The sequence below is a fragment of the Marinobacterium ramblicola genome (assembly GCF_019084545.1).
GTDB lineage: Bacteria > Pseudomonadota > Gammaproteobacteria > Pseudomonadales > Balneatricaceae > Marinobacterium_D > Marinobacterium_D ramblicola.
This window is the reverse complement of sequence record NZ_JAHREP010000006.1, coordinates 62983-88601: the sequence shown is the minus strand read 5'-3', so window position 1 is coordinate 88601 and position 25619 is coordinate 62983. Positions and strand designations below refer to the sequence as shown.

General features: G+C 60.1%; 19 protein-coding genes. 17 read left to right on the top strand and 2 right to left on the bottom strand.

Going from position 1 to position 25619, the window contains the following annotated elements:
• Positions 1–34 precede the first annotated feature (34 nt).
• The 5 genes from KQ940_RS06115 (at position 35) to KQ940_RS06095 (ending at position 6346) form a co-directional block, all read left to right on the top strand.
• Positions 35–1540 (top strand): glycoside hydrolase family 32 protein, encoded by a 1506-nt coding sequence (locus tag KQ940_RS06115; protein WP_217412550.1) that lies wholly within the window; start codon positions 35–37, stop codon positions 1538–1540.
• Positions 1541–2024: 484 nt separating this feature from the next.
• Positions 2025–2543, top strand: coding sequence for a hypothetical protein (locus tag KQ940_RS06110; protein ID WP_217412549.1), 519 nt, complete (start codon positions 2025–2027; stop codon positions 2541–2543).
• A gap of 681 nt (positions 2544–3224) precedes the next feature.
• A complete protein-coding gene (locus tag KQ940_RS06105; protein ID WP_217412548.1) occupies positions 3225–3557 on the top strand; it encodes an antibiotic biosynthesis monooxygenase family protein in 333 nt (110 codons plus the stop codon).
• 20 nt (positions 3558–3577) lie between these two features.
• The gene (locus KQ940_RS06100) at positions 3578–4060 is read left to right on the top strand and encodes a cupin domain-containing protein (protein WP_217412547.1); all 483 of its coding nucleotides are present in this window, start codon (positions 3578–3580) and stop codon (positions 4058–4060) included.
• An 87-nt stretch (positions 4061–4147) separates the two neighbouring features.
• The gene (locus KQ940_RS06095) at positions 4148–6346 is read left to right on the top strand and encodes an alkaline phosphatase family protein (protein WP_217412546.1); all 2199 of its coding nucleotides are present in this window, start codon (positions 4148–4150) and stop codon (positions 6344–6346) included.
• 51 nt (positions 6347–6397) lie between these two features.
• Here KQ940_RS06095 and KQ940_RS06090 read toward each other — a convergent pair whose 3' ends face one another.
• Positions 6398–7417 carry a deoxyribonuclease II family protein gene (locus tag KQ940_RS06090; protein ID WP_217412545.1) on the bottom strand — a complete coding sequence of 340 codons (1020 nt, stop codon included), beginning with the start codon at positions 7415–7417 and terminating at the stop codon, positions 6398–6400.
• Positions 7418–7672: 255 nt separating this feature from the next.
• On the opposite strand from KQ940_RS06090, the gene KQ940_RS06085 reads away from it, so the two are divergent.
• The 9 genes from KQ940_RS06085 to KQ940_RS06045 all read left to right on the top strand — a co-directional run bounded on the left by KQ940_RS06085 (position 7673) and on the right by KQ940_RS06045 (position 21549).
• Positions 7673–8479 carry a gamma-glutamylcyclotransferase family protein gene (locus KQ940_RS06085; protein WP_217412544.1) on the top strand — a complete coding sequence of 269 codons (807 nt, stop codon included), beginning with the start codon at positions 7673–7675 and terminating at the stop codon, positions 8477–8479.
• 11 nt (positions 8480–8490) lie between these two features.
• Complete coding sequence (locus KQ940_RS06080; protein WP_217412543.1) at positions 8491–9204, top strand: MBL fold metallo-hydrolase; 714 nt, start codon at positions 8491–8493, stop codon at positions 9202–9204.
• A gap of 38 nt (positions 9205–9242) precedes the next feature.
• Positions 9243–14318, top strand: a complete 5076-nt coding sequence (locus tag KQ940_RS06075) for a diguanylate cyclase domain-containing protein (protein WP_217412542.1) — start codon at positions 9243–9245, stop codon at positions 14316–14318.
• 34 nt (positions 14319–14352) lie between these two features.
• The gene (locus KQ940_RS06070) at positions 14353–16074 is read left to right on the top strand and encodes a hypothetical protein (protein ID WP_217412541.1); all 1722 of its coding nucleotides are present in this window, start codon (positions 14353–14355) and stop codon (positions 16072–16074) included.
• A gap of 327 nt (positions 16075–16401) precedes the next feature.
• A complete protein-coding gene (locus KQ940_RS06065; protein WP_217412540.1) occupies positions 16402–17835 on the top strand; it encodes a methyl-accepting chemotaxis protein in 1434 nt (477 codons plus the stop codon).
• A 120-nt stretch (positions 17836–17955) separates the two neighbouring features.
• Positions 17956–19041, top strand: coding sequence for a tRNA-queuosine alpha-mannosyltransferase domain-containing protein (locus tag KQ940_RS06060; protein ID WP_217412539.1), 1086 nt, complete (start codon positions 17956–17958; stop codon positions 19039–19041).
• Positions 19042–19151: 110 nt separating this feature from the next.
• A complete protein-coding gene (locus tag KQ940_RS06055) occupies positions 19152–19691 on the top strand; it encodes a glycoside hydrolase family 108 protein (RefSeq protein ID WP_217412538.1) in 540 nt (179 codons plus the stop codon).
• Positions 19691–20275 (top strand): 3TM-type holin, encoded by a 585-nt coding sequence (locus tag KQ940_RS06050; RefSeq protein ID WP_217412537.1) that lies wholly within the window; start codon positions 19691–19693, stop codon positions 20273–20275. The genes KQ940_RS06055 and KQ940_RS06050 overlap by 1 nt, the downstream gene beginning before the upstream one ends.
• 293 nt (positions 20276–20568) lie before the next feature.
• Positions 20569–21549, top strand: coding sequence for a GGDEF domain-containing protein (locus KQ940_RS06045; RefSeq protein ID WP_343222622.1), 981 nt, complete (start codon positions 20569–20571; stop codon positions 21547–21549).
• A 104-nt stretch (positions 21550–21653) separates the two neighbouring features.
• On the opposite strand, the gene KQ940_RS06040 is transcribed toward KQ940_RS06045, so the two are convergent.
• The gene (locus KQ940_RS06040; protein ID WP_246589784.1) at positions 21654–22430 is read right to left on the bottom strand and encodes a GGDEF domain-containing protein; all 777 of its coding nucleotides are present in this window, start codon (positions 22428–22430) and stop codon (positions 21654–21656) included.
• Positions 22431–22555: 125 nt separating this feature from the next.
• Here KQ940_RS06040 and selD point away from each other — a divergent pair, with 125 nt between their 5' ends.
• From selD to KQ940_RS06025, 3 genes are read left to right on the top strand one after another with little or no spacing between them, the layout of a single operon-like run.
• Entirely contained in the window at positions 22556–23611 is a 1056-nt protein-coding gene (gene selD, locus KQ940_RS06035) for a selenide, water dikinase SelD (protein ID WP_217412535.1), read from the top strand.
• On the top strand, positions 23608–24729 hold the full coding sequence (gene mnmH / locus KQ940_RS06030) for a tRNA 2-selenouridine(34) synthase MnmH (protein WP_217412534.1): 1122 nt from the start codon (positions 23608–23610) through the stop codon (positions 24727–24729). The genes selD and mnmH overlap by 4 nt, the downstream gene beginning before the upstream one ends.
• A 26-nt stretch (positions 24730–24755) precedes the next feature.
• Positions 24756–25616, top strand: coding sequence for a putative selenate ABC transporter substrate-binding protein (locus KQ940_RS06025; RefSeq protein ID WP_217412533.1), 861 nt, complete (start codon positions 24756–24758; stop codon positions 25614–25616).
• The last annotated feature ends 3 nt before the right edge of the window (positions 25617–25619 follow it).

Below are 25619 nucleotides of genomic sequence, written 5' to 3'. Positions count from 1 at the left end.
AACGCATATCACCCGTTTCGACAATGGACACCCTATGACGCTTGCAGCAATACCGGCTGCACCGGCCGTGACGCCAGTGCGCCCGACACTACACTTTACGCCGCCCCAGGGCTGGATGAACGATCCCAACGGCCTGGTCTACTTTGACGGCGAGTATCACCTGTTCTACCAGTACCACCCGCACGGACTGGAGTGGGGGCCGATGCACTGGGGGCACGCGGTCAGCCGCGATCTGCTCCACTGGCAGCATCTGGATACCGCGCTGTTCCCGGATGAAGAGGGGATGTGTTTCTCAGGCAGCGCCATCGTCGACCATGACGACAGCAGCGGACTGTTCGACGGTAAGCCCGGCCTGCTGGCGTTCTACACTGCCCATCGTGTCACCGGCGAAGGGCCGCAGGATTATGTGCAGGAGCAGTGCATCGCCTACAGCCGCGACCGGGGCCGCAGCTGGACCAAGTACGCCGGCAACCCGATCATCGCACCGCCGGGCTTTCGTGACTTCCGCGACCCCAAGGTGATCCGCCACGCCGACTCCAGCGCCTGGGTCATGGCGCTCGCCTGCGGCCAGTCGATCCGCTTCTACCGCTCCGAAAACCTGCTCGACTGGACCCTGGCCAGCGAGTTCGGCGAAGGGCAGGGCCGACACACCCCCGGCCCCTGGGAGTGCCCGGACCTGTTCGAACTGCCGGTTATCGGCGGTGAGGGCAGCGGTGAAAAGAGCAGTCGTTGGGTACTGGTGGTCGGCGTCGGTGCCGGTGACGACAGCTGGGGCTCCTTCACCCAGTACTTCGTTGGCGATTTCGATGGCCATACATTCCACAACGACAACGCGCCGGAACAGGTGCTGCTGATGGATGAAAGCCGCGACTTCTACGCCACCCAGAGCTGGTCCGACACCCCGGACGGTCGCCGCATCGCCATCTCTTGGCTCAACAACTGGCTCTACGCCAACCAGATCCCGGAAAACGGCTGGCGCGGCGCCATGAGCCTGCCGCGAGAGCTGCGTCTGGTCGCCACCGACCAGGGCGTGCGCCTGGCGCAACGCTTCGCCGCCGAGCTGAAAACGGTACTCGACCCCACACCCCAGCGGGCCGAAGCGAGCCTGCTGAGCCGGGGCGACCAACTGCAACTGACGACACGCCCCGGCCCGACCCTCGGCCGGCTCAACCTGCGACTCGCCCCGGAGAGCCAGGTCGAACTCTCCCTGCTGCCCTCCGGCCTGCCGGAACTGACCCTGCAGCGCAACGACCAGGGCCTGAGCCTGCGCCACCGACGCCAAGGTGAAAACGGCAATGAAAAATTCGACCGTTACTACCCCCACGACTTCATCCTTGCCCTGGGCGAAGGCGATGCCGTGCAACTTGAGTGGTTCATCGAACACGGCAGCCTCGAACTGCTGGTTAACGACGGCCTGTATTCACTGACCTGTATCCAGTTCGATACCCTGCTCGATCCTGCGGGGCAGGGACCGGTCCTGACCGTTAAGGAGGGAGAGGTGTTGGTGGATCGGCTGGAGAGCCAAGCGCTGAAAGCCTGATCGAAAACCCGGTAAACGGCTTATAACCGTCTCTATCCAAAGGCTGCTCCCGGCGGAGCGGCCTTTGCCGTATCCCTTACGACCACCTTTAACGCCTCTCATCGCTCGGTTGAAAGCGATTGACTTGCCTGCAGACGCAATCCGATACAGACTGAAGTCAATTCGCGCCATAGGAAGCAGTAGGCGCCCCCAATCGACAAGGAACAGGAAACGGGTCGATGGTTAATATTCTGCCAACCTCATCAAAATCTCCCGCCCGCCCGGAAGGGGCCGTTACCCGTCGTAGTGCCTGGCGTTACCGTTTCGCCTGGCCCCAAGGGTGGATCGGTTGCCGTATAGTACTTGGCCAACCAAAGAGAAACCGAGCAGTGGCGTAGTGTCGAGCGATTATGGCGAAAGCAACTATACGGAAAGCGGTCTAGAACGGTTCTGACTGCTTGCGGACTAATACACTGTTAAAAGAAAAAGGGATGGGTCTGAAATTATGGATGAGTCAGAACACGTTAAAGAAGTCTATGCTCACTTTGGTTTGGCAATGTTTCTTGCTCAATGCGTGGAGCAATCACTAATACAGCTTTTGTTTTTTTATGAATTCTTCCCAAAAAATATCAAAGAAAAGATTCATGAAGATCCTGGCTTATGGGCTAAAGAATATGATAAATATGATGATCTAGTGTCCAGTAAAACTATGGGGAGTCTTCTTGGTGCTGTTCGTAAACTTGATGTATTGACTGAATTACAAGTGGAAGAGCTAAAGACAGCTCTTGAAAAACGAAATTGGTTAGCGCATAGCTACTTTTCGCATAGATCATTGCATTTCATGTCATTTGAAGGAAGGGATCAAATGATAAAGGAGCTTGAGGAATGTAGAGATTTCCTTGGAAATCTTGATAATAGACTTATGGAAATAATATCAAACCTAAGCGATAAGTATGGAATCACGGAAGAAGCACTTCATGAAATGAAAGAAGAGATGCTGCGTGAAGTTCAGAGTAGCTTTTAACAAGGCCATGAAATTGACCTCAATACGCTGCGCTCCTTTCGTCAATTTATGGCTGCGTTAGGCCCTGTAGGGATGGTGAGTCGTGAAGAAAATTTGGTTAGTGTCTTTAGTGTGTGTTCTAGCATCTGGATGCAATAGCAAAGCTATATACGACAACGTCCAGCGCAACAATCGACAAGAATGCAACAGTGTTCCGCCTGCTCAATACGAGGAGTGTGTAGCGCGTTCCAATAAGTCTTACGACGAGTATGAAAGAGAGCGGAAAGCCGTAGTAGGGGAAAATTAATGGGCCAGCCTTGGTATTGGCGCCCGCATGAATGTGGGTTTGGCATAACAAGTGACTGTGGTGTCCAGTCATAATATTTAGGCTGTTTTTTCACACCAGCGCTCCTCGTTTTTCAGGAGTGTATTGAGCACCACAATGAACTGCGATGATGGCCACTTGCCCTGTCCTTCAGATGCTCGTAGAAGCGTTTGAGAAACACCGCTGTCTCCGCAGCGACAGATGGAGGGGCTGGGATGGTCGTTCAGCGCGATCCTAAAAAACAGTCAGGAGAGAGTCCTGATCGGCCAGGATTGCAGCAATATTGAAGCGGTGTGTTATACGCCGGAGTAGTATCCTGGGGTAGATTTTGCGTTCCCAATGCAACCAACCCCACAGGCCAAAGGACCCATTATCCGATGTCGCTTATTGCCCAAACCCCCGAACCTCCCTATTACGCGGTTGTTTTTACCTCGGTTCGCACCGAAGGCGACAACGGCTACGGCGAGATGGCCGCCAGGATGGTTGAGCTGGCATCGCAGCAGCCCGGCTTTCTCGGTGTCGAGTCGGCACGTGAAGAGGTGGGGATTACGGTGTCCTACTGGTCGGACCTTGAATCGATCAGGAACTGGAAGGCCAATCTGGAGCATCAACTGGCGCAAAAGCTTGGACGCGAGCAATGGTACTCGGCGTTCAAGACCAGAATTGCAAAGGTCGAACGTGACTATGGTGTTAGTGATAGTGGTATGTAACTGATCGGCAGGGAGTTTTCATGGATAAGTATATCGTTACCCGGCAGGAGATCGAGGAGTACGCTGGGGTCAGTAAAACACACTTTCTCAATCCAAATGCGCAGCGGGTGAATAAGTCGCTGGGCGATCTGACCGGGCTGACCGGTTTCGGCTTTCATATTATCGAGGTGCAGCCGGGCTTCGAATCCACCGAGCTACATAGGCATTACCACGAGGATGAGTGCGTCTACATTCTGGAAGGTCAGGCGCTGGCCCGGATCGGCAATGAGGAGCACCAGGTCGGTGCCGGTGACTTTATCGGCTATCGCGCCGGAGGCGAGGCCCATACCCTGTTCAACAACGGCACTGACGTTCTGCGCTGCATTGTGGTCGGTCAGCGTCTGGATCAGGATGTGGGTGACTATCCAAACCTGAACAAGCGTATCTATCGGCAAAAGGGGCTGCCCTGGAATCTGGTCGATATGGCTGATATCGAGACGCCGGTGGCCGGCAAGAAGGTGTAACGGCCGCCCCAAGGTTTTGTTTTGCATGGAATATAGCGAGCTCCGGCCTATACTGGCCCAAAAACCGATAAAAACAAGGGACTTTCGATGCCAAATACCCCCAGCACATCGCCTTATGTTTTTTTGATCTGTCGTAGTCGAAGCAGCGATGCCTACCGGCTTTATCGGGTCGACCCCGATGCCGAGGAGCTGTTGACCCCGGTCTCTCAGGGCAGTCAAGCCTCCTTCGATCACACCTATCGCATGGCCCAGGTCGGGGGCTATCTGCTGCAGTGGAGCCCGCTGTGCCAGCAGGGGGGAACACCCGGTTTCAACTTCAAGCTGTTGGACTTCAATCCGCAGGCCGCGGACCCGCTGAACGCGCCGGTCGTTCAGAGCGGCTTTTGGGAGAAAAAAAAGTTCTGGGGCTATCGCGCCTACTACAGCGACAACCCCAATGAAGACCAGCATCTGGACCTGATTCCGATGGCCAGCTTCGTGCTGAGCCTGATTCCGGCGAAGGGGCGCGGCACATTCGAGTTGTGGAATTTCGACCCTCAGTGGGATCCCAAGCCGACGACGCCCGGCAACGCCGATCCCCTGCCATACCCCTACACCGGTCAGGGCGGATTCCCGCTGATCAAGCAGGGACATACGCTGATTCCGATCGGCAACTATGTGCTGGACCGGCTGCCGGATCGCAAGCAGTTCCGGTTGTGGAGCTTCGACCCACAGCAGCATCCGCCACTTTCGCTGCCCGCGGTACAGGAGGGGAGTTGGGAGTGGATCGACGAGAACAGCGAGCTGACCGCCATTGGCGCCCATGTTCTGGAGTGGAATGCGGCGCAGGGCAGGTACAGACTGTGGGCGTTCGATCCCGAGCATAAGGATGTGCTGGTAGGGCCGTTGCGCGAGGGCGGGTTACCCTCCGATATCGGTGCCGATGCGGTGCTGACCGGCTACCAGCCGCGTATCCCGGTTCAGGCGGACAGGGCTCAGACCCCGGGCACCATCGACTTCATGCGCTCGAAGATCAAGCATGTGGTCTACTACATGGTGGAGAGTCGCTCGTTCGATAACGTCTGCGGTTGGCTGTATGAAAAGGGCGACCAGGGCTGCCACTACATCGGCTCGCAGCAGCCGTTCGACGGCGTGAGCACCGAGTATTACAACTTCGATGGCGAGAAGAAGGTCCACGTCAGCAAGTACCAGGGCGGCAAGCTCAGCGACCAGTACGACCTGATGGCGCTGAACCAGGACCCCTTCCACGACACCACCGACGCGTTGCAGCAGATGTTTGCCGAGTCGCCCGGCTACTGGGGGCGCTTGCAGCCGGATATGGGCGGCTTCATCCTCAATAACGCCAATCCGCAGGTGATGGAAACCTTCAGCCCGGAGCAGCTGCCGGTATTGAACGGATTGGCGCGCAACTTCGCCGTATCGGACCGCTGGTTCAGCTCCGTACCCGGCGGTACGGACGTGAACCGTGCCTTTTCGGTTACCGGTTCGGCCTTTGACAAGCTCGGCACCTGGGAGGGCGGTAACGCCTACAAGTATTGGCCCGATTCGCCGCACCGCCAGTCGATCTGGAAGGTGCTCTGGAGCCAGGGGATTACCGATTGGAAGATCTACAACTCGATTCTTTGGGAGGAGTGCGTATTCACCTATCAGCTCTATCTGAAGGGGCAGGTGCCGACGGTGGATGCCAATGCGGATAAGTACCTGGCCGGTATCGAGCAGTTCAAGCAGGATGCGGCGGCCGGCACGCTGCCGGCGTTCAGCTTCCTGGAGCCGGTCTGGATCGCGCCTTCCGGCGCCACCTCATACCATCCGGGCGCGGACCTGGTGCCGGCTGAGAAGGCGCTGAATGATATCTATGAAGCGATCAAGAATGGGCCCGGCTGGGATGAGACCCTGCTGGTGATCACCTTCGACAAGAACAACGGCACCTATGACCATGTGGCGCCGCCCTATGCCAGGAAGCCCTGGCCCCATGACATCAACGACGGCTTCGCCTACGACCTGATGGGGCCGCGGGTACCGACGATCATGGTCTCACCCTGGATTAAACAGCAGACGGTGGTCAGGGCCGAGGGCGAGATTCCATTCGACTCCACCTCCTTTGCCGCCACGCTGCTGCACTGGTTCGGTGTACCCAAGCCGCTATGGGCGCTGGGTGATCGTATGGAGGTCGCACCCACCTTCGAGGCGGTGTTGCAGGCTGCGGAGTCGAGGCGCGATGCACCGACGTTGACGCCACCCTATGACAAGTCGTTTCCGCCGGCGGGCGAGGCAACCGGGAAATAGAAGCGAGGAGGGCACCGTTTGGATGCCCTCTTCATTTATCGGCAGTGCAGCTCAGGATTGTGCCAGCTGGTGCAGTTTCTCTTCGGCGTCCCGCAATGCCTGCCACAGGCGCGGCTGCTGGAAACAGAGGCTGGCGCCGCCGCGTTTCTCCTGTGACACCATGCGGTTGAGGTCGGCGACGCAGACCCAGGGCAGGGCGTTGGCACCGTTTTTCAGGGCCACCGCCCACTTGGCGTGATCCTTGGTGTAGTGCCACTCGTAGCTCAGCGACGGATCGATCTTGAAGTTCAGGTTCAGGGTGTCCTCGTCGAACTCGCTGGAGCGGTTGTCCTGCTCCGGTGTTACCGCGCCACGTCGCCAGGTTTCCACGATCAGATCGCAGTTCAACTCCGGCGATACCAGATCCAGCCAGAAGTCCTCGCCCCAGAGCCTGCTCTTGGCGATCAGCGTAAACGCCTGCCCGCCACGAGAGTTGAACTTCAGTGTCGAGGGTTCGGACGACTCGTCCACCCCGTTGCCGTGGAACAACCGTGACAGTGGCTCATCCGCCCGCAGGGAGCTGGGGATGCGTGAGCTCTCGACCAGCACCTGCGGGTTCTGCTGGCTCAACATCTGCTCGGCGATGGCGTTGGCGGTCTGATAGTCGGGCAGGGTGATGCAGATAAAGGTTTGGCCGTAGATCTGTTCATCAACCGGCAGTGTGCTCTCGTTGTTGGCGGGGAAGCGCGGCGTCGAGTGCAGCAGGAAAAGAGCCGAGTCGCTGGCTTTGTCGAACGCCAGGATCCCCTTGCAGTGGCCCTTTTCGGAACTGTTCGAGGTTTGGGCGACATGCTCGTCGTTGTAGGTGATGTAGCCTGTGGTTTCCGCCGAATTGAAGATGGCGGCCAGGGTATGTCCCAGCGCCTGGTTATCCTGGTCTAGCCCCACTGGCGAGAGTGCCAACGCCTCGGCGTTCGGGTCGAAATAGAGGAAATCGAAACCCCTGTTCTCCTCTCTGCCGGTGTGCTCCGGGGTTTTATAGATAAACCACCAGTCGACCGGTTTTCCCTGTTGATCCTGTGCCCTGATCATTCTTTGTCCCTCTCCATCCCTACTGATTGAAACGGGAATCCTATCAAATCATGTGATTATCGCGATGGGAATCAAAATATGGCGCATCCTGCCGACAACACCTAAAGAGCGTTTCCGCAGCCGGTAGGCAAGCAGCTCTTGCTTTCAGGCATAAGCTAAACTGTTGAATTCGGGTATGATCGGGGTATTGTTGTGGCTTCGGTCCGCGGTGCCAGACGCTGCGCGGATCTCTACTGGACGGTGATTGATAACGGAATGTTTCGCTATTTTGGCTTTGGTTCCAACATGAGCATCACGTCGCTACGGGCCAAGGGCGTGGAGCCTCTGACCTCCCGGCGTGCGGTTTTACATGGTTGGCGCCTGCGCTTCAATGTGCAGCATTTCTTTCGCCACGAGGGTGGAGTCGGCAATATCGAGCGTTCGGACGATCCCAATGACCGGGTGCTCGGCGTACTCCACGACTGCCCCGACCAAGCCCTGGCTCCACTCGATGCTACCGAAGCCTACGGTCATGGCTATGATCGCATCAGTGTCGAGGTAGAGGTGGAGGGGACGGACAAGCGAGAGCGACTTTCGGCACTGACCTATGTCGGCATGCCAGCGTTCATCGACGACCGCTGTCTACCCTGTCAGCGCTATCTTAATATCCTGGTCGACGGCGCCATAAAGGCAAGCCTGGATGCCGGTTATGTCCGCGATCTGATGGCGCACCCGATTCATATTCCCGAACCCTATCCGCCGTTTGCACCGCCCCCCGGCGACTACCCGCTGTTCGATAATCTTTTGCTGGCGCAGCATCCCCTGTATACAGCACTCTACGGTGCGGTTTTCGATATGTCGCAGGCACGCCCCCTGCACGAGTTTTTAAAGGGCTTTTTCGGCGGACGAGACATGACGCTGTTCCACCTTAAACGGCTGGATAGCAGCGATGGTAACGAATCTATGGATGATATCCGGCACGGACGCCTCAACGAGGCTCAACTGCAATACCTCAACTGCTATCTCAACGAGTATGCCAGGGAGTATCGCTATGTGGGCCGCTTTGATTACAGCAAGGCGTAAGGATCAACAATATGGATCAGTTTCCCCCGGCTCTCTCCCATGGCAGGATCGAAGAGGTCTTCCCCGACGTGTTTTTCGTCAGCGGCTCGATGGAGACGGTGTTGCAGGGCATGGACTGGCAGTTCAGCCGCAATATGACCGTGGTGCGCGACGGCGAGCGGCTGATTATCGTCAACAGCGTGCGGCTGAACGATGAGGGGCTGGCGGAGCTGGAGCGTCTTGGACGGGTCACCGATGTGGTCCGTCTCGGCTGCCTGCATGGACGTGACGATCAGTTCTATGTGCAGCGCTACGGCGCGCAATATTGGGCGATGTCCGGCATGGAGCATGAGGCCGGCCTGGAAGCGCGTACGCTGAGTCCGGACGGACCGCTGCCGATTGCGGATGCCAGCCTGTTCCAGTTTCAGACTACTCAGATTCCGGAGGGGATTCTGCACCTCGATCGTGCCGGTGGCATTGTCATCGCCTGCGATGCGCTACAGAACTGGCTCAGCCCGGACGAGTACTTCTCCGACTCCTCCCGGGAGCTGATGCAGAACATGGGCTTCTTCACACCCGCCAATCTGGGGCCGGTTTGGGCTCAGGCGGCGGCTCCAAAAGGCGATGACTTTACCCGCCTCAAAACGCTGTCGTTCAAGCACGCGCTGTGCGGTCACGGTGAGCCTCTATGTGATACGGCGCACGAGGATTACCTCGCCACGTTCAACCGCATGTTCGGCGTCTGAAAGGCCGGATCCAGGGGGATAGCGTGCCGGAGGCCGGAATGCAGTTACCCGGTTATGAGATCGGAGCGGTTATATGCCGGGCCGAAGGCCGCGTCGTCTATCGCGCGACCCGCCTCAGCGACGGTGCCGAGTTGGCGGTTGAAACCCTGGATAGCGAATACCCCGACCGCCAGCAGGTCGCGGGGATTCGTCGCGAGGGGGTGATCGCCCAGCGTCTGGTGGAGGTGGAGGGTGTGCGTAAGGTGCATGCCCTGCTGCCACACGGCAGCGGCAATCTGGCTCTGGTCGGCGATCTGTTCGAAAGCTCTCTGCAGGCGCTGTTGCGCGCGCGCAACGGCGAAGGGCTTCCACTGGACGAGGTGCTGGATATCGCGCTGCGGCTGGTGCGTACCCTGGGGGAGATCCACTCGCGGGATATCGTGCACAAGGCGCTGACACCGGCGCACGTGCTGTTCGATCCGGTCGGTGGCGATATCGCCCTGGCCGGTTTCGGCATCGCCTCCGAACTGGATCAGGAGCGGCAGGCGGTACAGATGTCGCGGCGTTTGGAAGGCCCGCTACCCTATATTTCGCCGGAACAGACCGGGCGTATGAACCGGGATCTGGATTACCGCTCCGACTATTACTCCCTCGGCGTGCTGCTGTACGAACTGCTGACCGGCACGCGTCCGTTCCAGGCCGACACTCTGCTGGAGTGGGTGCATAGTCATATCAGCCGTATGCCACCGGCACCGCACGAGATTGCACCCAAGGTCCCCAAGGCGGTATCGGCCATCGTGCTGAAACTGCTGGCGAAGAGCCCCGATGCCCGCTATCACAGCGCCGATGGACTGATGCATGACCTGGCGCGCTGCGCCGACCTGCTGGCCGCCGGCCAAGAGATCGAGCCGTTTGAACTGGGCGAGCAGGATGTGGTGCAGAAGTTCCTGGTGCCTCAGGCCCTGTACGGCCGTGAGCGCGAACTGAAGGAGCTGCTTGGGTTGTTTGAGGCGGCGATAGCGGGTAACACCGAGGTCTGCCTGGTTCACGGTTACTCCGGGGTCGGTAAATCGGCCCTGGTCAACGAGATCGACAGGCCCCTGGTGCGCGAACGTGGCTTCCTGGTGCAGGGCAAGTTCGATCAGTTCCAGCGCGGCGAGGCCTACCGCGCGATCGCGGCCACCTTCCGCGGTCTGGTGCAGCAGGTGCTGGCAGAGCCGGAGGAGGCGCTGGCGCAGTGGCGTCAGCAACTGCTCGAGGCATTGGTGCCCAATGCGCGGTTGGTGGTGGAGCTGGTACCGGAGCTTGAGCTGGTAATCGGGCCTCAGCCCGCCGTGGCCGAACTGCCGCCGGCCGAGGCGCGCAACCGTCTGCAGATCGTGCTGACCGCGTTCCTGCGGGTGTTTGCCGGAGAAGGGCACCCGGTGGTGCTGTTCCTCGACGATCTGCAGTGGAGCGACGTGCCGACGCTGGAACTGCTGCGCCGTCTGGTGACCTCCCATGAACTGAGTCATCTGCTGCTGATCGGTGCTTATCGCAGCAACGAGGTGGGGGTGGGGCATCCCCTGCGCCTGCTGCTCGAGGATCTGCAGGAGCAGAAGCATATCCGCCAGCTCCCCTTGGGGCCGCTGAATCGGGAGTCGGTGGCGCATCTGGTGGCCGATGCCCTGTATCGGGACGTGGATGAAGCACGTCCGCTGAGCGATCTGATCTACGACAAGGCACAGGGCAACCCCTTCTTCACCAATGAGCTGCTGCGTCAGCTCTACAAGGAGGGCTCGCTGATCCCCAACTCGATCACCGGGCGCTGGGACTGGGATCTGGATGCGGTGCGCTGGTCTGGCGTGAGCAGCGATGTGGTCGAGTTCATGGTGGACAACCTGCGTCGCTTGCAGCTCGACACCCAGCGGGTGTTGCAGCTGGCCGCCTGCATCGGCAGCACCTTCGATCTGCATACCCTGTCGGTGATCTACGAGCGCTCCGTCGATGAGACCGCGTGCGCACTGCTGCCGGCACTCAAGCAGCACGCCGTGCTGCCGCTGCACAGCGACTATCGTCTGGTCGGCACTCAGTTGGAAGAGGGCGACGTGGAACCCCAGGCGCTGAATCCGACCTACCGTTTTCAGCATGACCGCGTGCAGCAGGCGGCTTATGCCCTGATCGATGTGAAACGGTTGCGCGAGGTGCATCTCTCCATCGCTCGCCTGATGTTGCAGCACCTGGGCGGAGAGGTGCCGGACGAGCGATTGATCGAGATCGTCGGTCACTTCAACGAGGGGCGACCGCTGATCGAGTCCGTCGAGGAGCGGCATCAGCTGGCCGGGTTGAACCTGCGCTCGGGTGTGCGCGCCAAACACGCCTCCGCCTATGAAGCGGCCCTGACCTACCTGCGGGTGGCGGCCGAGCTGTTGCCGAGCGATCCCTGGCAGGAGAGGCCGGAACTGATGCGGGAGCTGGCCGCCGAAACCCAGCAGTGCGCCTACCTGACGGGACGCACCGAAGAGGCCGACAGTTGGATCGACGTGATGCTCGAACACGCCGATTCAAACCTGGAACGTGCCGATATTCTGGCCACCCGTACCCGCCAGTATGCAACGCTCGGACGCATGGAGGACTCGATTCGCTCTGCCATCGAAGGGCTGGTCCTGCTCGGTGTGCAGTTCACCGAGCGACCCACATTGGAGGATATCGCCACCGAGCGCCGACGGGTGTTGGAGTATCGGGGGACGCGCAGTATCGATGAGCTGGTGGATGCCGCGCAGGTGGACGATCCCGCCACCCTGACCGCGATGAGGCTGCTTATGGAGATCTTTGCGGCCGCGTTCCTCTCCGCCAGTGGCAATCTCTTCCCCTACCTGGTGTTGAAGTCGGTCAACCTGTCGCTGAAACACGGCAACTGTCCGGAGTCCGCCTTTGCCTATGCCGCCTACGGCATGCTGTTGTGCGGCGAGCTTGATGAGCCGGCCGAGGGTTATCAGTACGCCAAGGTTGGACTGGCGATCAATGAACGGCTCGACGATCTGGCCCTGAGGGCGCGGGTGATCTACGTCTATGCCATGTTCGTGCACCACTGGAGCAACCACTGGACCAGCCTGACCCCCTGGTTCCGCAGGGGGATCGAAGCGGGTTACCAGACCGGCGATCTGCTCTACCTTGCCTACAGTGCCCAGGACTGCGTGATCTGGGACCCGACTCTGGATCTGGAAACCGCCCACCGCCAGCACGCCGAGAACCTGGAGATCGTGCGGGAGTGCGCCTACCAGGACTCGCTGGACTCGGGCACGCTGTTTTTGCAGTTGCAACGCAATCTGCTGGGCCTGACCCACGACCCGTTCTCGCTCAGCGATGACAGCTTCGATGAGGAGCGCTGTCTTGACGGCATGCGTGCGCGTCATTTCATGACCGGTATCGCCAACTACCACATCTACAGCGCGGAGATCTGCCTGCTGTACGGCGATTATGACCGCGCTCTCGAACATGTGCGTGCTCAGGATAAGCTGATCAAGTCAGCGATGTCCCTGCCCCAGTTGGTGCGGTTCCGGATCGTCGCCTTCCTCACGCTGGCCCGACAGTACCCGCAGATGCCGGTAGAGGAGCAGGCCGAGACGCGGCAGAGGCTGGAGCAGGAGTTCGCGCGGATGACGCGTCTGGCGGATAACTGCGAAGCGAATTTTCGCCACCTGCAGTATCTGATGGAGGCGGAGCTGACACGGCTGGGCGGCTGCCGGGATAGCGCCCTGGAGCGTTACGACACGGCGATCGAGAGTGCACGTGAAAGCGGCTTTCTGCGTGACGAGGCTACCGCCTGCGAGTGCGCTGCACGCTACCTGCTGGGGCTTGGTCGCCGACGCTCGGCAGAGGGCTACCTGCGTGGCGCCCTGCGTCTATACGACCGCTGGGGCGCGCATCGCAAGGTGCAGATGCTGGCCGAGGAGTTTCCGGTATTGCGAGAGCTGGATGCCACTGCGGAGGTGGCCGTCCAGCGCGGCGCCGTCGGCGACCTCGATCTGGCTTCGGTGATGAAGGCGTCCCGCGAGATCTCCGGCGAGATCGTGCTTGATCGGCTGCTCAACACCAGCATGCACATTCTGCTGGAAAACGCCGGTGGTCAATGGGGCTGTCTGGTGGTTCGCCATGAGGGGCGTCTGCTGATCGAGACGGCTAAGCTGCCGGAAAACGGGGTGTCGACAGAGGGCGTTCCCGCCCAGTCGCTGGTTGGCGATACCGAGGGGGGGCGCGTACCGCTGCCGGTGACCCTGATCAGCCAGGTATTGCACAGCGGTGAGGCGGTGGTACTGCATGATGCGGCGCGCGAGGGGCAGTTCGTGCAGGATCCCTATGTGGTCAGCCGTCGGCCGATCTCGGTGTTCTGCGTGCCGATCCGCAGGGAGCGTTTCGAAGGCGCCCTGTACATGGAAAACAATCTTGCCAGTGGCGTGTTCACAAAACAGCGGGTTGAGGTGATAAGGTTATTGGCGGCCCAGGCAGCGGTGGCGATCGAAAATGCGCGCCTCTACGAACAGGTGCAGGAGCACTCCCGTACGCTGGAGGAGAAGGTCGCGGAACGGACCGCTCGGCTGGAACAGCTCAATGAGGAGCTGCAGGGGCTGGCCGAGCGCGACGGTTTGACCGGCGTTGCAAACCGCAGGCGAGGCGACAACTACCTGATAGAGGTATGGGTGCGCCTGCGCCGAGAGAAAAAGCCGCTGACGGTGATCATGCTCGATGTGGATCACTTCAAGGCGTTCAACGATAACTATGGTCATCAAGCCGGCGATGACTGCCTGATTGCCGTAGCGGAGACACTGCGTAACCAGATGCAGCGGCCTGCCGATCTGGTTGCCCGTTATGGTGGCGAGGAGTTCATCCTGATCCTGCCCGATACGGACCCGGAGGGTGGGACGCTATTGGCAGAGAAGATACGACGTGGGGTCGAGGGCAGGGCGATCACCCATGCACACTCTTCGGTCGGCCAGGTCGTCACCGTCAGTATCGGGGTTGCCACCGCCGTACCCGAAACCAAAGGTGGCGCGGAGCGACTGCTGCGTGCAGCGGATATCGCGCTTTACCAGGCCAAGCGGTCAGGACGCAACCGGGTGCAAGTGGCAGCGGTGGATACAGCGTCAACACAATAACAATAGCAAGCAAACTCAGGAGGAGTAGATGACCATGTCGACCTGGAAAACCGAGCCGGACAGCGGCGAATGGAATAGTGCAAGCAACTGGACACCTTCAGGGGTGCCCACGGACAGCGCAGAATTTGGGCGCTCTTCGCAGACGGCGGTCGGTTTCTCCGCCACCAGCGATGCCAGGGTAGAGGCGATCGAGTTCAGCGAGGACGCCCCGGCCTACACTTTTACCTTGGGTCCCGGAGCAACACCGGCACTGACCATCGCCGGTGCCGGCGTCAGCAACCGCTCGGGAAAACTGCAAAGCTTCATCGTTGCCTCCACCAGCAGCGGATTCAACAACCCGCAGCTGCAGTTCCTCAATTCGGCTTCGGCAGGAGGCGACGACATCTACTACTGCGCCGGTCCTGAGTCGGAGCCGGGCTACGGTGGCGGTGTCATCTGCTTCCATGACAACGCGAATGCCGGATCGGCCGTATTCAAGGTCTGGACCGGCTCAGGTGCGCCGCCGGCGCACAATACCGTGGGTGGCGAGGTGGCGTTCTGCGATTCATCCTCTGCGGACAATGCCCGATTTACCATCTACGGCTCCCTCGGTGCCGACGGCGATACCTTTGGTAACGTGGTGTTTCACGACAGCGCGACGGCGGCCAATGCCTGCTTTACCAATGTGGGCGGTACGGTGTCCGGCGGTGATGGCGGCAACACCCAGTTCTACGGTAACTCGACCGCTGCCTATGGTGTCTACAACAACTGGGGTGGCACGCACGCGAAGGCAAACGGCGGCGATGTGGCATTCGACGCCACCGCCACCGGCGGTCAGGGACGCTTTCATAACTTCGCCGCTCCGGTTGCCGGTGCCTATGGCGGCGTAACCAGTTTCAACAACAACCCGCCGCACATGAACAACCAGGGAGCGAGCGCCGGTAACGGCACCTACATCAATTACGGCGCACGGGTGGGCGAACAGGGCGGGGGCGGCCATCTTGAGTTCAGTGCCCGCTACGGTTCTCCGACCGCGGCCAGCGCCACCATCGTCAACTACGGCAGTGCAATCGCCGGCAAGTCGAGTGCCGGGCATACCATCTTCTCGATCAACCTGCCCACCGACTACTTTCCCACCGCCGGAAACGCCACCATCTGGAACCACCCGGCGACAGCCGAGGGGACAGCCGCCGGTTTCACCGAGTTTTCGGTTTACGGCGCAGGCAGCGCGGGTAGCGATGTCCCCACCGCAGGCGATGCCGTGCTGTTCAATCTCGGCGGCTATACCGGCAAGGCGGCAGGTGGCTATACGGTGTTCTCCGGTGTATCGAGCGCCGGCAACGCCACGCTGATCGCCTACGGCGGCAGCAATGGTGGTTATGGCGGCAAGATCTCGTTCTACGATGAGGCCTCGGGCGGCACGGCCAGGGTACAGCTGTTGGGCAATGGTGAGCTGGATATCGGCAATCACAAGGGAGGGCTGACCATCGGCGAGCTCGATCTGTGTGGCGGTGTCCTGTCGATCCAGCTTGGCAGCGAGGCAACCGGGCTCAGTGTTTCCGGATCGCTCTCGATCAACAGCAGCCAGGTCGAATTCTCGTTCTGGAAACAAGAGGGTGGTGGATTTGCCTTCGATACGCCCTACACTCTGCTGAGCAATGCCAACCTGGCCAGCTTCAGTGCCGAGCAGTTCTGCGGCAATAGCCTGGACGGCGTGGAGCCCACATTCGCAATTGTCGGTAACGAGCTTCAGGTCACCTTCCGCTCATACAACTAACCTTACCCCCTGAGCTGCCCCTGAAACTCCCCGGGGCAGCGTTGCTCAGCCAGACCCTCAGCCAGAACTCGGGGCGTTTTTTCGCTCCGATCAATCGCGCCTTTCATTATCTGTGGTTGTTTATGTAAACAATGTTTACGTGTAATAACTGTTGTGGTTATATGCAATTAGAAATAAATATAAAAATATGGGTTGCCCGGGGGATGTATGTTGTCGAAGAGACCCTTAACCGCGCTCGTTATTATCCTGTCCGCTGGGGCATGGTGTCTGCTGGCTTATCAGATCTATTTTGCCCCACCTGACCGGGGAAACGTTCCCGATGCTTTCGTGATCAGTTCTATCGCCTGGGGCGTCGCGATGTTGGTGGCGGGCTTTCGGTTCAAAAACGGCCCCGGGGGGGGATCCCAGAGCAAGCTTAAAGCGATGGTCGAACGCTTGGTGCGTGGCGATCTCACGCAGGCAGAATTGATCGGGGAGGAGCAGGGAGAGGCCGCCGACCTGAGCAGAGCGATCGACAAGCTGAAGCAGACCCTGAGCCAGTTCTCCCACAACAGTGTGCTGCTGGCATACTCCGCTCAGAGCCTGGACGCCAATCTTCACAGTATCGACAATGCCACCGACGAGATCGTCAACCAGCTGAACATGTCGGCATCGGCCAGTGAGCAGCTATCCGCTGCCGCTGCCGAGGTGGCAAGAAACTGCACAGGCGCGTCGGACAACTCCCGTGAAGCGAACCAGGTCGCCCTTCAGGGCCAGGTTATCGTCGGCAAGACCATCGAGACGATGCACAAGACCACCGACATCGTGACCGAATCGGCTGGAGTGATCCGCAAGCTCGGCGAGCGCTCCGGCGAGATCGGCCAGATCATCGACCTGATCAGCAATATCGCGTCCCAGACCAACCTATTGGCCCTCAATGCGGCGATCGAGGCGGCCCGGGCCGGGGATCAGGGACGGGGTTTCGCCGTGGTTTCCGGTGAGGTGCGCGAACTGGCCGAGAGAACCGCACAGGCGACGGAGCAGATACGCCGAACCGTCGAAGCGATGCAGCTGGAGCTCGACGATGCGGTCGAGGCGATGGAGCAGGGAGTCCGGATCGTGCAGAGTGGTGCCCAGGAGGCGCAGAAGTCCGAGTCTGCGCTCAGCGATATCCTGACTCATATCGCCTCACTGGTCGGCGAGATCGAGCAGATCGCCGTTGCCTCCAGGCAGACCACCGCCACGACAGAGGAGCTGTCCAACAGTCTGCATCAAGTGGCGAAATTGATGGATGAAACCGCCATCAACGTCAACCGCAATGGTCAGATCGTTACCGGTCTGTCCAGCTCGGCGAAAGAGATGAAACACCTGATTGGTCAGTTCCGCCTGGTAACCAAGGCCGACGCCGAGGCGCTGGTGCACAGGGCTTATGCTTATGTGCAGCAGCATGGCCGGGAGAAAGCGATTGCCGAGTTCAACGACCCCACAGGCGAGTTCGTGCTGGGCGAGTTATACGTACTGGTGCAGGATTTTAACGGCCTCATGCTCGCACACGGCGGCAATAGCGATCTGGTCGGCAAGAATCTGGCCGACGCCAAGGATGCAGACGGCAAGCCGCTGTGCCCGCCTCTGGTCGATACCGCCCGCACTCAGGGGCAGGGCTGGTACAGCTACAGCTTCATGAACCCCCATACAGGCAAGCCTGAGCCCAAGCACAGTTTTGTTAAAAAGCTCGGTAACGACGCCTATATCGCCTGCGGCATCTATCAGCCGGATAGCTGACCGGTGGGAGCCTGTGTTCAGGGCGATGGCAGGCTGACAGGTAGCACCAGGGTCACGCCTTCGGCGCACTCCTGATAGACTCCGCTCCCAGTGATCTGGACGGGACAGGCGGGAGTAGCGATGCGGATTCTTCTTTTATCGGCCTATGACGCGGTGAGCCACCGCTATTGGCGCCAGGGGTTGGTCGATGCCTTCCCCGAACACCAGTGGACAGTGCTGTCTCTGCCGGCGCGCTACTTCAGCTGGCGTATCCGCGGCAATAGCCTGAGCTGGGCATTCGGAGAGCGTGAACGGCTGAGCCAACCCTATGACCTGGTGATCGCCACCTCGATGGTTGATCTGACCGCACTGCGTGGCTTTATACCCTCGCTGGCAGTGACACCAACCTTGGTTTACTTCCACGAGAACCAGTTTGACTACCCGGAATCCGGTCGCGAGTACCGCAGTGTCGAGCCCCAGATTCTGAACCTGTACAACGCGCTCTGTGCCGACAGGGTTCTGTTCAACTCGGCTTACAACCGCGACACCCTGCTAACTGGTGCCGACGCACTGCTGCGTAAACTGCCGGACCAGGTGCCTGCCGGGTTGGTCGAGCAGATCCGTACCCGCTCCCAGGTGCTTCATGTGCCCCTGCCCGACTCCGTTTTTCAGCCCCATGAGCCGGCCGACGGCCCGCTGGAGATGGTCTGGAACCATCGCTGGGAGTTCGACAAGGGGCCGGAGCTGCTGCTGGTGGCCGTCACCGAGTTGCAGGCGGCGGCAGTGCCGTTTCGGCTGCATGTGGTGGGCCAGCAGTTTCGTTCCACACCCGAGGTGTTCGAGCGGCTGCATAAACAGCTTGAGCAGGGCGGCCAGTTGGGCTGTTGGGGGCATATCGAGTCGGTAGACGAGTACCGGCGTTTGTTGCAGCGGGCGGATGTTGTGCTCTCCACCGCGCTGCATGACTTCCAGGGGATCGCGGTACTGGAGGCGGTGGCAGCGGGTTGTCGGCCGGTGGTGCCCGATCGCCTGGCCTATCCCGAGCTGTTTCCCGACGACTGCCGCTATTGCAACGTGGATGAGAGCCGGTCGCCGGCACGGATGGTCGCGCAGTTGGCGCAGCGAAAAGCGGCCGGCCTGGCGCTGGATATCCCTGATGTCAGCCATTTGAGCTGGCGATCCATGAGGTCCGCCTGGGCTGAGGCGATGGCGCTGGAACTGGATTAGTGGCTTTTCCGCTACACTCTTTCCGCAAGCGCCCGCTTTCGCTATCCTTCCTGTCTGACTGACGCCGATCAACGACACAAGATCAATAACAAGGCTCACAGGAGGTGGCGGTGAAAACAGTTGACGAAATGATCGACGATATTCTGGTCCGCGAAGGCGGTTATGTGGACCACCCGGAGGATCGCGGCGGTCCGACCAAGTTCGGCATCACCCAGTCCACCCTGTCCCGTTATTACGGGCGAGCGGTCACCAGCGCCGAGGTGCAAGCCCTGTCGGTGGAGGTGGCGCGCGAGATATACGAACGCAACTACTACACCGCACCGAGCCTGAACTCCCTGCCCGATCTCATCCAGCCCTTTCTGTTCGACAGCGCGGTCAACCATGGACCGCGTCGGGCAATACGTTTCCTGCAAAGTGTGTGCAACCAGGCGCGTTATACTCCCAGGCTCTCCGAGGATGGCGCTGTGGGGCCCAACACCCGACGTGCGGCGAACTGGGCCGAGCGGGAGATGGGCAACGTGCTGCTCAAGGCGCTGATCGAGGAGCGGCGCAACTTCTATCGGGTGATTGTGCAGGCCCGGCCATCCCAGAGCGTGTTTCTGAAAGGCTGGATGAATCGCGTGAATGAATTTGAGAAGGAGCTTGCCTGATGGCTTGGTGGAATTTCATTGCCGATATCTTTACCGGCGGAAAAGAGGTCGCCGAGGTCTTTGTCGAGAACAGTGAGCATCGCGGTCAGCGGCAACATGAGCAGCAGATGGCCGATATCGACAGGGATCGCGCATCGCTGGAGCAGTTTTCGGCGGAGTTTCACAACCGCCTGAACCGTACCTGGTGGGATTCGCTGGTGGATGGACTGAACCGTCTGCCGCGGCCCTTGCTGACGGTGGCGGTGTTGAGCTTCTTCGTGCTGGCGCCGATCAATCCGGAGCGGTTTCTGCTGATCGCCAAGTCGTTTGAATTGATGCCGCCGGGCTACTGGGCGCTGTTAAGCGTGATCATCAGTTTTTACTTCGGCGGGCGGATGCAGTTGAAATCCCAGGACTTGAAGATTCGAAGAGAAGCGGTCACCGCCGCCAAAGAGTTGATGGCGATGAAGCGGGAGTTCCGCCGGCTTGCGGATGAAGAGGAGAGTGCTGAATCAAAAATTTTTGATACCGCGGTCATGAGGGGAGAAGCGAAAGTTAACAACAAAGTGGTTGAGGAGTGGCTTGAGGCGAGGGGAACCCGGTAACGGGGCGTTGATGTTGCCATCGGTTAACACAACGGCTCTCCCGTTTGATCGAGGTGTAACGTTTGATATACAAGTGTTTGTTTTAACGAGAATATAATTCATACACGCCGGTTTTTCCGCGTGCCTACCGAATTGACTACGCCAGCGAACGCTTATACTTGAAGGTACCTAACAATCAGGGAGAGCCTTGTTACCTCTAGGGGTTAGGTTTTTCGGCCAGGAAAGAGCCACTACAAAGAGGTTATCCCGATAAAGAGGCTATCCCGATGCCTTCTCAAGCGAGCTTGTTGGAAGTGATCAGACTGCAGACCGATATCGCCAAGATCGGGCTCGACCTGCATGAGGTGATGGATCTGGTCGTTGACAGGGCGCTGCCGCTTACTGGTGCTGACGGTGCGGTGATCGAGCTGGTCGAAGACGATTACCTGGTCTATCGCGCAGCTTCCGGGATAGCGAGAGCACGCGAGGGGCTGAAACTGAGCCGCGAGAACAGCCTGTCCGGTTTATGTGTCGAGACCGGAGCGACCCTGCGCTGTGACGATGCGGAGCTGGATCCACGGGTGAACCAGGAGTACTGCCGTCAGATCGGGGCGCGTTCGATGATTCTGGTGCCGCTGAAATACAAGGATGTGACGGTCGGCGTGCTCAAGGCTCTGTCGCAGAAACCCAGGCAGTTCGGTACTCCGCATATGACGCTGCTGGGGTTGTTATCCGAACTGGTGGGCGCGACGATCTTCTATGCCACCAAATACGGTCGGGATGACCTGTTTTTCAAGGCGACGCACGACAGCCTGACGGGTTTGGCGAATCGGGCACTGTTTATCGACCGCTTGCGTAGCGCCATCGCCCTGGGTTCCCGCGATAAACGTCCTGTCGGTGTGTTGATGATCGATATGGATGACCTGAAGAAGATCAACGATACCTACGGTCACAGAGTCGGCGACGCCGTGATAAAGGAGTTTGCCGCCCGCAGCCGGGCGGGGGCGCGGGCGTCGGATACGGTCGCCCGTTTGGGCGGCGACGAGTTTGGCGTTCTGCTGAAGCCTGTCGATCTGCCCGGCGGGATAGACGCCGCTATCCAGCGGCAATACGAGATGATCGAAACACCCTTCCAGTTTGAACACCGGGTCTATCACATGCATGCCAGCATCGGTGCCGCCAACTATCCGGAGGACGGCAAGGATGTCAGTGGATTGCTCGACGCTGCCGACCGGCGCATGTACGTGATCAAACGCCAACACAAGTGTGGCACCGAACTCCACCAGGCGATCTGATACCCGCGTTGATCGTTACCGATTCTGCTTGGACGCCATGGCAAAGGCATAGCCGTTCTTACCGCTTTTCTTGACGCCGTACATGGCGCGGTCTGCCGCCTTGATCAGGCTATCCAGATCCGGGCCCTGCGCTCATGGCGTTGAGCCTGAGCAAGCAGGCTCAGTGCACTGACGGACAGGTAGTGCAGCGAGGGGATGCCGGTCAATGCGTCGTGGTGGGCCAGATGCTGAAGTTCGCTCTGCGCGCGCTGGGCCTCGTCCAGCGCCGCATGCAGATCGGTGACGTCATATTCGGCGACCAGGATAAGGAACTCGCCGCTCAACGGATGACGGGTCATGCGGATATCCAGGGTGTGGCGTCGCACCTCCAGGCCGGTGGCCGCCGGGTTTTCGATTACGATATTGCCGTCGAGGGTAAAACTGGTCACCAGCACCGTGGTGTAGCGCATCGCCTCCACCAGCAGCAGATTTTCCGGCGTTTCCCCCAGGCTCACCTCCTCATTGATATAGGCGATGATGGCGCGGTGACGTTCGGGCCCAACCAGTACGGCACGGTGGCGCATGTACAGGGTTTTAGGTTTGCCGTTGGGATAGGTGGTCCAGGGATCGATCGTCAGGCCGTTCTTGGCCGCCAGCTCGAAGGTCTGCAACGTGCGGTCGCGAGCGCCCTGGGTATCGCCGGAGAGATCCTTGTCGATCAGCTGTTCCAGGGTGTCGAGGCCCCAGAACCTGAGTGCCGCGCTGTTGCCCCACCACCAGCCGTGCTTGTCGAGATCGAAGATCCACACCACATCGGGAATCAGCTCATAGAGGGCCAGTTCGTCGTGGGAGTGGATATGAACCAGATGACTGTAGTTGCGTTCTATATAGTGGCCTTGCATGGTGTACGCGTGCCTGAAACCGTTCGCAGAGGCCTATATTACAGTGTCGGTATGAGGATTCACTGACAAATCGCTTCCCACTTCGTATCATTCTCCCCCCGAGTTAACGCTGGAGAGTCGCAGGTATGTCGGAAACCGCCATTCGTCTGACCGAATACAGCCACGGTGCAGGCTGTGGCTGCAAAATATCACCCAAGGTGCTGGATCGCATTCTGGTCTCCCAGCTGGCGGTGCCCGATGCGCCGAACCTGCTGGTCGGCAACAGCAGCAAGGATGATGCCGCCGCCTACGATCTGGGCAATGGGCAGGTGGTGCTCAGTACCACTGACTTCTTCATGCCGATCGTGGACGATCCGTTCGACTTCGGCCGCATCGCCGCGACCAACGCGATCAGCGATATCTACGCCATGGGCGGCAAACCGCTGATGGCGATCGCGATTCTCGGCTGGCCGATCAACCAGCTGCCGCCCGAGGTGGCGCAGCAGGTGGTCGAAGGGGGGCGTCAGGCCTGTGCCGATGCCGGCATCCCGCTGGCTGGTGGCCACAGTATCGATGCGCCGGAACCGATCTTCGGCCTGGCGGTTACCGGTTTGACCACCCGCGAGCAGCTCAAGCAGAACAACCGGGCCCGGGCGGGCGACAGGCTCTACCTGACCAAGCCGCTCGGTATCGGCATCCTGACCACCGCGCAGAAGCAGAAGAAGCTGCAGCCGGAACATACCCATCTGGCGCGGGATATCATGTGCCGGCTCAACAGCGTCGGAGCCCTGGCCGCTCAGCTCGACGGGGTCAATGCGATCACCGATGTCACCGGCTTTGGCCTGATGGGGCATCTGCTGGAGGTGTGCGAGGGCAGCGGGCTGCAAGCGGAGCTGGATGCTGCTTCCGTACCGCTGATCCCGGAGGCGATCCACTATCTTGCCCAGGGCTGCATCCCGGGTGGAACCCTGCGCAACCTCGACAGCTACGGTCACAAGCTGGCCGAGATGCCGGAGGCGATGCAGCACCTGCTGTGCGACCCGCAGACCAGCGGCGGTCTGCTGATCGCGGTCTGTCCCGAGCAGGCCGATGCGCTTGAGCAGCTGCTGGCGGAGCAGGGCGTCTGTCATCGGGCGATAGGCGAACTGAGCCCGGCCGAGGGTGAACGGTACATCCGGGTACGGGGTGAGGTCAGCCTGTGAGCCGTGCCGATTGCAGCGATTTTCTGCCGCTCTTCCTCAACGACATACCGCTGATCGATACCCGCTCGCCGATAGAGTTCGAGAAAGGTGCCTTTCCGACCAGCCACAGCCTGCCGCTGATGACCACCGAAGAGCGTGCGCAGGTCGGCACCTGCTACAAGCAGCAGGGCCAGCAGGCGGCGATCGAGCTGGGCCATAAGCTGGTCAGCGGCCAGGTCAAAGCAGCGAGGGTACAGGCTTGGGTCGAGTTCGCCCGGCAGCATCCGGAAGGTTATCTCTACTGCTGGCGCGGCGGCTTGCGCAGCCAGATCTGCCAGCAGTGGATGCGCGAAGCGGGCTGCGACTATCCGCGCATCAGCGGCGGTTACAAGGCGATGCGCCAGTTCCTGATTCGCGAGTTCGAGCGGATCTGCGCGCAGCGGCCGATGCTGCTGCTCGGTGGCCGCACCGGCTGTAACAAGACCGAGATGGTCGAGCAACTGCCCAACGCGGTGGATCTTGAGGGGCTGGCAAACCATCGTGGATCCAGCTTCGGCCGCCGCCCCGGCGGTCAGCCGACCCAGCTCGGCTTCGAGAACTCGCTGGCAGTGGCACTGCTGAAGGTGGACCACGGCGCCGCCGTGCAATCCGGCGCGGCGATCGTGCTGGAGGATGAGGGGCGGCTGGTCGGCCGATGCAGCACGCCGCTGCCGCTGCAGAGCAGAATGACCGAGAGTCCGCTGGTGGTACTGGAGGTATCGCTGGAGGAGCGGGTCGAGCACAGCTACCGCAACTATATCCTCAACAAGCTGGATGAGTGGCGCCAGGCGCTGGGCGAGGAGGCGGGTTTCGATGCCTTCGCCGACGATCTGACCCAGTCGCTCTACCGCGTGCGCAAACGCCTGGGCGGCGTGCGCTACAAAGAGATCGCCGAGTTGATGCAGAGCGCCTTGGACGAGCATCGCAGCGGTAACCCTGAGCGCCACTGGGACTGGATTCTGGCGATGCTGGTCGATTACTACGACCCGATGTACGACTACCAGCTTGAAAAACGCAAGGAGCGGATCGTCTTCCGGGGCGATCGTGACGCGGTGCGGGAGTATCTGGCGTCGGCTCGACCGGAAGCAGTAAAGCAATGACGCAAGCTTATTTTCAAGGAGCAAAGATGTCTCTGATTCGCCGTCTTTTGGCCATCACACTGCTGGTGCTGCCGGCGCTGGCGCATGCCGACACCTTCGTCTTCACCGCCATCCCGGATGCCGACGAATCCCGTCTGCAGCAGCGCTTCGGCAAGGTTGCCGACTACCTGAGCGCTCAGCTCGGCGTGGAGGTGAAGTATATCCCGGTGAAGTCCTACGCCGCGGCGATCACCGCGTTCCGCAACAATCAGGTGCAGCTGGCCTGGTTTGGCGGTCTGTCCGGTGTGCAGGCGCGTCGCCTGGTGCCCGGCTCCAAAGCGCTGGCCCAGGGCTATGAGGACCAGTTCTTCAAGAGCTACTTCATCGCCAACACCAGCACCGGCCTGGAGCCAGCCGACAGCCTGAGCGACGCGCTGAAGGGCAAGACCTTCACCTTCGGTTCCAAGGGCTCCACCTCGGGCCGCCTGATGCCGGAGTTCTATCTGCGCGAGCAGTTCGGTATGGCGCCTGAAGAGGTGTTCGAGCGCGTCGGCTTCTCCGGCGATCACAGCCGTACTATCGCCCAGGTGCAGTCCGGTGCCTACCAGGTCGGCGCGGTAAACTACGCCGTGTGGGAGACCGAGCTGAAAGAGGGCAAGATCGACACCAGCAAGGTCAGGGTGATCTGGACCACCCCGACCTACCCGGATTACCAGTGGACCGTGCGCGGCGACGTGGACCAACACTTCGGTGACGGGTTCAAGGCCAGGGTGCGTGAGGCGCTGCTCAACATGAAGGACCCAGATCTGCTGGCCAGCTTCCCGCGTGAGAGCTTCGTACCGGCCAGCAACGACGATTACGGTCCGATCGAAAGCACCGCGAAAGCGATCGGTCTGCTGGACGAATAAAGC

What these genes read in the sequence shown, in the direction of transcription:
- KQ940_RS06090 (WP_217412545.1), bottom strand. Translation starts at nt 7,417, where the DNA reads ATGATCAGGGCACAGGATCAACAGGGAAAACCGGTCGACTGGTGGTTT.
- KQ940_RS06115 (WP_217412550.1), top strand. Translation starts at nt 35, where the DNA reads ATGACGCTTGCAGCAATACCGGCTGCACCGGCCGTGACGCCAGTGCGC.
- KQ940_RS06110 (WP_217412549.1), top strand. Translation starts at nt 2,025, where the DNA reads ATGGATGAGTCAGAACACGTTAAAGAAGTCTATGCTCACTTTGGTTTG.
- KQ940_RS06070 (WP_217412541.1), top strand. Translation starts at nt 14,353, where the DNA reads ATGTCGACCTGGAAAACCGAGCCGGACAGCGGCGAATGGAATAGTGCA.
- KQ940_RS06025 (WP_217412533.1), top strand. Translation starts at nt 24,756, where the DNA reads ATGTCTCTGATTCGCCGTCTTTTGGCCATCACACTGCTGGTGCTGCCG.
- KQ940_RS06080 (WP_217412543.1), top strand. Translation starts at nt 8,491, where the DNA reads ATGGATCAGTTTCCCCCGGCTCTCTCCCATGGCAGGATCGAAGAGGTC.
- KQ940_RS06040 (WP_246589784.1), bottom strand. Translation starts at nt 22,430, where the DNA reads ATGCAAGGCCACTATATAGAACGCAACTACAGTCATCTGGTTCATATC.
- KQ940_RS06095 (WP_217412546.1), top strand. Translation starts at nt 4,148, where the DNA reads ATGCCAAATACCCCCAGCACATCGCCTTATGTTTTTTTGATCTGTCGT.
- KQ940_RS06050 (WP_217412537.1), top strand. Translation starts at nt 19,691, where the DNA reads ATGGCTTGGTGGAATTTCATTGCCGATATCTTTACCGGCGGAAAAGAG.
- KQ940_RS06060 (WP_217412539.1), top strand. Translation starts at nt 17,956, where the DNA reads ATGCGGATTCTTCTTTTATCGGCCTATGACGCGGTGAGCCACCGCTAT.
- KQ940_RS06100 (WP_217412547.1), top strand. Translation starts at nt 3,578, where the DNA reads ATGGATAAGTATATCGTTACCCGGCAGGAGATCGAGGAGTACGCTGGG.
- KQ940_RS06105 (WP_217412548.1), top strand. Translation starts at nt 3,225, where the DNA reads ATGTCGCTTATTGCCCAAACCCCCGAACCTCCCTATTACGCGGTTGTT.
- KQ940_RS06085 (WP_217412544.1), top strand. Translation starts at nt 7,673, where the DNA reads ATGTTTCGCTATTTTGGCTTTGGTTCCAACATGAGCATCACGTCGCTA.
- KQ940_RS06075 (WP_217412542.1), top strand. Translation starts at nt 9,243, where the DNA reads ATGCAGTTACCCGGTTATGAGATCGGAGCGGTTATATGCCGGGCCGAA.
- selD (WP_217412535.1), top strand. Translation starts at nt 22,556, where the DNA reads ATGTCGGAAACCGCCATTCGTCTGACCGAATACAGCCACGGTGCAGGC.